Genomic DNA, 6846 nt, shown 5'->3' with positions numbered 1-6846 from the left:
ATTCCAAGGTGTACTGCTGTTTTGGGATCTTCATTTATCTCTCCAATAGTTAGTAATTTAATACGAACTGATTGAAGGTGATTTATCGGGGGAAGGTCAAAGAAAGCCAAGGTCGCCACACGAATTAGAGTTGCATTTACAAGCAAAACTCTGATCAGCCATGTTCTAACATGATGCATCTTGCAGCACGGGGGAACTCTTTCTGGAATAAAACACCCCGTGAATATTTCCATGAATTTTTACCACGGGGCTGTTGACGAGAATCTGATGCATTCAATAAACTCCAACCGCTGCTGGAATAACGCCAAAAATTAATGCGGGTTTCTTAAATTTCTTACTAACCTTAGCAAGGTTTGATGGCAATGATCCAGTATAGAGGGCGACACACTGAGCTATTTCAGACAAATCATGCGAGCTAATCGATCCGGAATTGTGCCCTGTTACCATCTGAGTATGGGCGACAACATATTCGCGTCATACGACAATCATCTGCCGCCCTATCACACACAAACCTCTGCGATCGCCATCCAGATATATCCCAATCTCATGAACCACCAATACCACCATCTTATTGACTGCGTAATAGGTAAATTACGACATTAACAATGTGCAAAGATGTTAATTTAATGATTCATGTTGTTAGCGATATTTATACATACCCCATATTAAAGGGACGTTTCATGAAACCTGTCTCCAAAGACAGTTGTTGAGAAGTTAAAAATCTTTTTAAATAAGACAGTCAGTGTTTGTCTCCATGTGCATATTTGTGTATGCTTTTATACCCAGCCACCAGTGCTGGGTTTTTTTTGGAGCCCTTAGGCATTAAGGTGAAAATTAACCCATACATTCCGACGATGTAAGCACATCATCACATGATATTTCATCCCTAAAAATAAGAGGGCTAAACACCCACCTTATAGCCAAGCGCCAACTCATCACCGCATTGCCCTCGAATACCCCAGTTGTGTTTTGGAGTTTCAAATATGGTGATTTCGACATCCTGAGGGGCAATACCAACACCTAGCTCAATATACTGAAAGAGTAATTTGATAAGGGCTTTCTTGGCCTCAATCGATCTGCCTTCAAAAATTGATATTTCAATGATGGTGTAGCTGAGGCTTCGATCGGCCGGAAAGATGAAATCCGATTGTTCTAGAGCTATAAAACGATGAAATTTCTTATCAACTGGATAAGCTAAGGCCTCTACTACCGCCCTATGAATTGCATCAGAGAGATTGATTTGATGGTTTTTTAAAGAGTCTTTATGGCCGTATATTTTGATCTGGGACATGCGATAAGTTTGATTCAGTACAGTGAAAATTATTCGCAATGGGCAATCGACTTTATAACCTTACCCTCCTGGTTAACTTCAAAAGTTTCGGCGGCCATGCCACTGATTCCCTGGTAATAGATGACCGCACTTTGTACGCCAACCAATACTTGGCGCAGATCAAAACACGGCCCTGGATATTTAGCTAAAGCAGCACCCCAATATTGCCCAACCGCTTTCTTACCCCGCAAAGTGCCAGAAGGATCGCCTGTAATGGTAGCGATATAGGGCGAAATCATTTCGAAATCATCAGCATAGTGCGAGAGGATTAAATCGAGATTGTGGCTATTCCAAGAATGCAGCCATTCTTGCGCAAATTGGTTGGCAAATTGTGATGTGATCATAAGCTTCCAAATTTTTGGGGTTGTGAACCGTACTTATTAGACTCTTAACATTTGTTCAGCACAATAATTGTATGGCTAGCGGCGCATATTTAAATCAGTGTAAGTGAATTATTTCACTAAAACTATCTCAAGGTATAGCCATGGAATACCTGTGGTGCGAAATGAAAGCTAGAATAATCTTGGTGTCGTTGGCATCACTCATGAAAGTCTCCTGAAGTAGACTGGTTTACATTAAGGATTTTCCAAATCCAGATCCAACCTTAAGCCCCATCCCCGAACCACCACTGATCCCAATTCTGAAATAGGGAAGCTAAATACGAGTAGCCCTGGCATGATGGGTGCGCGCCATCACCCCCTTTTGCCTCATCCACCCAAAGCAGGTATTTCATGAGTGTGTTAATGACCGAGATATATGGAGCTCCCAGTTTTTTGGCTACATCTCCATAGGATTGGTCCAGCTCAATGAGGCGTGCATTTTGGCCCGCATCACCAACAGGGCAAGGCCCCATTATTAGCGTGGGGTACCTAGCTTTTGCTGCCTTAATAATGCGGGTAAAGTTCTCTAAACTTTTGAAGACATTAACACGGTATTGACCGTTTTCAAAGGTCATATCATTTGCGCCGAAGGAAAATACTAAGTAATGGGCAGCATCAGTATTAAAGCGCCTGCCAACCTCCTCTTCCCACCGCGCAGAAATATCATCGCTGCTATCCCTTCTGATGCCTAAGTTATAGGCGGTAATACAATGCCCTGCCTTGTTTGCCGATTGCACTACACGCCCAACCCATCCAAGGCATTGAGCATCTCCGGCTCCCGCTACAAAACTATCTCCAATAAAGCAAATACGGTTATCTATCATTTTTGAAATTGATCAGTACATAAAATATCGGTGTCTGGGGGTGTTATGCCAAGTTGCGTCAGCATACAGTGCACTTGACCTCGGTGATGGGTTTGGTGGTTAAACAGATGGGTGATTACGAGCCAAGTGGGTAGGGCATTATCCGCACCTGTGGATGTTTTGTAATGAAGCTGGCCATTTAGCCATAGCTCATCTATCTCTAAAGACCATCTAAGAAGTCTTTGATCCATATTGATTCGTGTTTCTTTATAGGTATCCCACTCGGCAAAAGCCGTCGATGATTTTGATAGAGGTTCTATTGTGTATGGAGTATTAGTTAGGCGATTTAACCAAGTAGTATCGCCCCACAATAGATGGCTTAAGGTGCCCATAATGGATCCAAAATAAGCGCCAAGGGGCATCTTTCTTTGCTCGTCTGTTAATGCGCCTGCCGCAGCAAGAATGTTGCCATTTTGCCAGGCGTTGTATTGGGCAAAGGCGCTTATATATTCTTTGGTGATCATACTTGGAGGGGCTGGTAAGGGTGCCATCGCTTATTGGGAATATTGATATTTGCTGGGCATCCTTGCTTAAATTGCAATCTGAAACCCTAGATCCGTATCGCACGCTGCTTGCCCGCCGCAAACGCCCCAATTTTCCAAGGGGCTTTCTATCAGCACTATCAGAATGTGATTGGCAGGAATTCCCAAGCTGCCTAGCTTAGCTACAATGGCTTTATAGAGACTTCGCTTAACCTCCAAAGATCTACCAACAAAAGCATTAATTGTTATATGAGTAAATCGCTCTGGCTGCACAAGCGTAGGTGGATAAGCAAACCGATGGGGCTCATGAGCCACAAGGCGAACTGCTTTGTCAGTTGGCTTAATTTTGAATGCTTCGACCAACGCACCATGCACGGCCTCAATAAGCACCACTTCTTCCTCATTGCTATAGCATTTGCGAACCTCAATTAATACGCTGGCATTCCCTCCCCCCGATAGATTAATCAAATTAAAGAATTTCAGGCCTTCTCAATATTAGGTCGCCACAAGTTGCATTCAAATCAATTAAAGCATCATATTGCTCAATAGATACCTATCTATTGAGCTAGCAATAGATAAATTAGCGTGATTTTATGGTTAGAATTGCCGCCACACCTTAATGGAAACGCAATTTATATGAAAAAAATATTGGTACATCAAAACGATGGGGACCCCATTTTCATCTCACTATCGCCTGATAATTTTTTTCATATAATCCACCAAACTAAATCCAAAGGAAGCTATAAATCCTTAGTGGATGCAATCAATTGCGCTACCAATAAAATTGTTTCGACTGGATCAAAAGGGCTTCTAGGCTGGCAAACAGCCAGAATCGAATAATTTAGCGCCTGCTGCCTGCGTGCCTCTAGTGATAGAGACCCCAGCACTGAATTAAGAACTCCATTGCCTCACATTAAACCTTGGTCTAGCGCACAAGCCCGCCACCTGGTTTGCAGTATTAACTGCGTACATCAACTCATTTTGCCTAATTTGAAGTCTAGCAATAATATGGTTGATCTTTGCAAAGTCGCAAAGGTAAACCTCGCCATTTAACTGAAGCCCACTCTGATCAGCGATCTTTGATAACCCCATCAGATCATCGCTCATCAAGCTGGAGAGCTGTTTAATTTCTCGGCTGCCTCGACATACCTCCCCAGTGCATCGTAATTCATAAATACCCTTAACTTTCTGACATTCCATATTTCAACATAATGACAGATAAAATTGACCTATCTGAGCAGACATCATGGCGCAACCAATTAAGATCTGAAATTACCCACACTTCATATTCCAAAAAATAGCATCGTCAGAAAGAGGGCCACCCCCACAACAAAAGAGGTATCTTGAACAATAAATATTGTGACTTAAGCTATTACATATTCCAGTGAATATTGCCACTCATTGCAGTCCAAACCTGCCAGTCATTCCAGTGGAAGTGGTCCGGTGACTCCGGCGTGGGTCGCCACAATAAACGCTGCATTTATTGCAAAAGATTAACTCTTCATTTCAATAAGACGTCATTTTTGGAGGTGTACAGATATTCCTGAGGATCAATCAACGAGCCTGCTGACTAAGCGCGCATTCCAGTCAAGCCCGCCACCTGTTCCAATTCAAACCTGCCACTCATTCTAGTAGGCGTCGCCAGATAGAGATTTACTAAATTGAGAGATAAGTAAAGACTGAAATATGAAAGCATGCGCTTTAAAATTTAAAAATATATCCCTCTCGGTAAAATCAAGAATATATATGCGATCTAATAACTGCCTAAGGCTTTAAATGAACTCTAAGGGCGAGAACAATTAATGATGCCAATTTCTCACTCTAAAATCAAAGGCAACCCATTTGAAGTAGTTTGCGAAATTGATGGCGTGCGGACAGCAGTTTTAGCAGATCAAATTAAGTCACTCGATTATCAAGTGCGCAAAGCAAAAATTAAATCCAAAATAAGTACAAGGGATCCGGGCGAAATGAGGGCAAAGATTAAGCCCTTATTGCAGATTGGCTAACAAAATCAATCACGGATTACGGATACCCATTTAAAATAACATCCACTTTCCCTATTGAGGTTGCGTCAACCCATTCTAGTCGATCGCCAATAGCACATCTAGCCCCCGGTGTAAGCATTCAAATTGCTGTCGTGCTGTTTGACATCGCGAACAACTCTGCAAATGTCGCGCAAGTCGCGCCACATCCTCAACATCGAGTTCGTTGTCACGTAATTGGCTCACCAACCACACACTGTCTTTGCAGGTGATTTGATTTTTTGGGTCAGAAGAAATGCTCAAAAAATTACTCCTTAAGCCCGGGACGACCGGCCATTTTAAATTCAAGGCAAGTACGTAAAGCCAGCCGAGCTCGCATCATGATTACGCGAATATGGTTCATTTGAAGCCCTGTCCGATGAGAAATTTCCTGACTTTCAAAACCTAAGTATTCGCGCATTAAAAAAACATGCGCTGTTTTTTCGGGTAACTTTTCTAGGCATGCCTGTAACAATTGCATTGTTTGTTTTTGTTGCAAGGTTTCGCTGGGGTTGCTATCGGTCTCCCACCACGCTTGCGGCTCATCCACCCACCGACCATTAACATCAAACAAGGCTCGATCAAGCATCTGCAACTCTTGGTCGACATCCATACCATTGAATGAGGGCTGACGTTTACGCCTTCGCAGAGCATCCAAAATTTTGAACCTGAGAATCCCAACCAACCAACCAGGTACGTATGGTAGCGCGACCTTCAAACTGGTCAATAGCTTGCCATGCAGCCAACGACATTTCTTGCACCACGTCTGCAGCATCTTGCTGTTCGCGTAACTGGGAATAGGCGAGCCGAAGAAAAAACCTACGCTCATCACGCAAATTTTGCTCCAACTCCGCACGCCAAGCCATACAAAAAATATTTATCTTACAAAGCCGAAGGGGGGAACTCCGCCTGTGAAGGGGTCAGCTCCAACTGAAACGTTACTGGGGCCGATGTAGAAAGGTAGCTCAATCCCATGATCACACGCAAAGTCTCAACCCCGGAATTCAGGCCGAAATCATTAGCATTAATAATGATAGCTTCACGCGTGCTCACCATGCGCTTGTTGTGAACGGGGGTCACTTGCAGCTCCGCTTTGATAGCTTTGCTTTGGCTCGCCATACTCAACTGTCCATCCACAGTGATGCCAACAGACTCCTTGCCAGCGTTGATTTTTTGCAAATCCTCCGGCTTGATTTTGGCCTTAAAACTCACGACTGGATGTGTTGCAACATTCCAAAGTATCGTTTGCAGTCGTTCATCGCGAATCATAACGCCGCTGTCAATGCTGGCCAAATTAATATCAAGTTGAATATTTCCTTGTGCATCCATGCCGCCCTTAAAAGATTTGAATCGCATGGTTTCAGTGACGCCGCCTATACCTACTGCACCAGACTTAGTTGTATTAAATGTCAAGCTGGATGCTGGCAAATGGACTTGCCAGTTAGGTGATGCACCCTGTGCCATAGCGCTACCAAACCCAAATATGGGTAAATAGATAGTCGCAACTAGCAGGGCTTGGGACAAATGTTGTGTGAAATTCTGATGCATAGTTTTTCCAAAATGTTAGAGGGTTTATTTAATGCCACTTGCCATGAACTGACCCACAAAAGTTGGACAGTTTGATTAGGTTAGCACGAGGGATTGAGTTCGGTATTGCACCGGACTTAATCCCTTTAGCTTTTCTTTGATTCGATCGTGGTTGTAGTAGTGGATGTATTCCTTAAGTTCAACCTTAAAAGATTGGACGCTGTCAAACTTCTTTTGGTAGAA

11 protein-coding genes are annotated in these 6846 nt (G+C 43.2%); 1 reads left to right on the top strand and 10 read right to left on the bottom strand.

Annotated elements, in window-relative coordinates:
* Positions 1-901: 901 nt before the first annotated feature.
* From ACIQZ3_RS10380 to ACIQZ3_RS10360, 5 genes are all read right to left on the bottom strand, one after another.
* The gene (locus tag ACIQZ3_RS10380) at positions 902-1291 is read right to left on the bottom strand and encodes a tautomerase family protein (protein ID WP_397392862.1); all 390 of its coding nucleotides are present in this window, start codon (positions 1289-1291) and stop codon (positions 902-904) included.
* A gap of 29 nt (positions 1292-1320) precedes the next feature.
* Complete coding sequence (locus ACIQZ3_RS10375; RefSeq protein WP_397392860.1) at positions 1321-1674, bottom strand: nuclear transport factor 2 family protein; 354 nt, start codon at positions 1672-1674, stop codon at positions 1321-1323.
* Between the two features lie 260 nt (positions 1675-1934).
* Positions 1935-2534 carry a GDSL-type esterase/lipase family protein gene (locus ACIQZ3_RS10370; protein ID WP_397392858.1) on the bottom strand — a complete coding sequence of 200 codons (600 nt, stop codon included), beginning with the start codon at positions 2532-2534 and terminating at the stop codon, positions 1935-1937.
* Complete coding sequence (locus ACIQZ3_RS10365) at positions 2531-3037, bottom strand: DinB family protein (protein WP_397392856.1); 507 nt, start codon at positions 3035-3037, stop codon at positions 2531-2533. Before ACIQZ3_RS10365 ends, ACIQZ3_RS10370 begins: the two co-directional genes overlap by 4 nt.
* A 66-nt stretch (positions 3038-3103) precedes the next feature.
* On the bottom strand, positions 3104-3523 hold the full coding sequence (locus tag ACIQZ3_RS10360) for a tautomerase family protein (protein WP_397392854.1): 420 nt from the start codon (positions 3521-3523) through the stop codon (positions 3104-3106).
* A 1337-nt stretch (positions 3524-4860) separates the two neighbouring features.
* Here ACIQZ3_RS10360 and ACIQZ3_RS10355 point away from each other — a divergent pair.
* The gene (locus ACIQZ3_RS10355; RefSeq protein ID WP_397392852.1) at positions 4861-5061 is read left to right on the top strand and encodes a hypothetical protein; all 201 of its coding nucleotides are present in this window, start codon (positions 4861-4863) and stop codon (positions 5059-5061) included.
* A gap of 75 nt (positions 5062-5136) precedes the next feature.
* Here the strand turns inward: ACIQZ3_RS10355 and ACIQZ3_RS10350 are convergent, their stop codons facing one another.
* The 5 genes from ACIQZ3_RS10350 to ACIQZ3_RS10330 form a co-directional block, all read right to left on the bottom strand.
* Complete coding sequence (locus ACIQZ3_RS10350) at positions 5137-5283, bottom strand: zf-HC2 domain-containing protein (RefSeq protein WP_397392866.1); 147 nt, start codon at positions 5281-5283, stop codon at positions 5137-5139.
* Between the two features lie 61 nt (positions 5284-5344).
* Positions 5345-5734: a sigma-70 family RNA polymerase sigma factor gene (locus ACIQZ3_RS10345; protein ID WP_397392850.1), complete on the bottom strand. Its 390-nt coding sequence runs from the start codon at positions 5732-5734 to the stop codon at positions 5345-5347.
* Entirely contained in the window at positions 5712-5942 is a 231-nt protein-coding gene (locus ACIQZ3_RS10340; protein ID WP_397392848.1) for a sigma factor, read from the bottom strand. Before ACIQZ3_RS10340 ends, ACIQZ3_RS10345 begins: the two co-directional genes overlap by 23 nt.
* Before the next feature lie 16 nt (positions 5943-5958).
* Complete coding sequence (locus tag ACIQZ3_RS10335; RefSeq protein WP_397392846.1) at positions 5959-6624, bottom strand: YceI family protein; 666 nt, start codon at positions 6622-6624, stop codon at positions 5959-5961.
* Between the two features lie 75 nt (positions 6625-6699).
* The coding region (locus ACIQZ3_RS10330; RefSeq protein ID WP_397392864.1) for an IS3 family transposase at positions 6700-6846 on the bottom strand (147 nt) is incomplete at its 5' end.

This window comes from Polynucleobacter sp. (assembly GCF_044342855.1).
Classification (GTDB): Bacteria; Pseudomonadota; Gammaproteobacteria; order Burkholderiales; family Burkholderiaceae; genus Polynucleobacter.
Note: the sequence above shows the minus strand (reverse complement) of the source record. Positions and strands in the feature narration are given on the sequence as shown.

Excerpts from the sequence above, each read along its gene's own strand:
- ACIQZ3_RS10335 (WP_397392846.1), bottom strand. The coding sequence starts at position 6,624 with ATGCATCAGAATTTCACACAACATTTGTCCCAAGCCCTGCTAGTTGCG.
- ACIQZ3_RS10375 (WP_397392860.1), bottom strand. The coding sequence starts at position 1,674 with ATGATCACATCACAATTTGCCAACCAATTTGCGCAAGAATGGCTGCAT.
- ACIQZ3_RS10370 (WP_397392858.1), bottom strand. The coding sequence starts at position 2,534 with ATGATAGATAACCGTATTTGCTTTATTGGAGATAGTTTTGTAGCGGGA.
- ACIQZ3_RS10380 (WP_397392862.1), bottom strand. The coding sequence starts at position 1,291 with ATGTCCCAGATCAAAATATACGGCCATAAAGACTCTTTAAAAAACCAT.
- ACIQZ3_RS10365 (WP_397392856.1), bottom strand. The coding sequence starts at position 3,037 with ATGATCACCAAAGAATATATAAGCGCCTTTGCCCAATACAACGCCTGG.
- ACIQZ3_RS10340 (WP_397392848.1), bottom strand. The coding sequence starts at position 5,942 with ATGGCTTGGCGTGCGGAGTTGGAGCAAAATTTGCGTGATGAGCGTAGG.
- ACIQZ3_RS10355 (WP_397392852.1), top strand. The coding sequence starts at position 4,861 with ATGCCAATTTCTCACTCTAAAATCAAAGGCAACCCATTTGAAGTAGTT.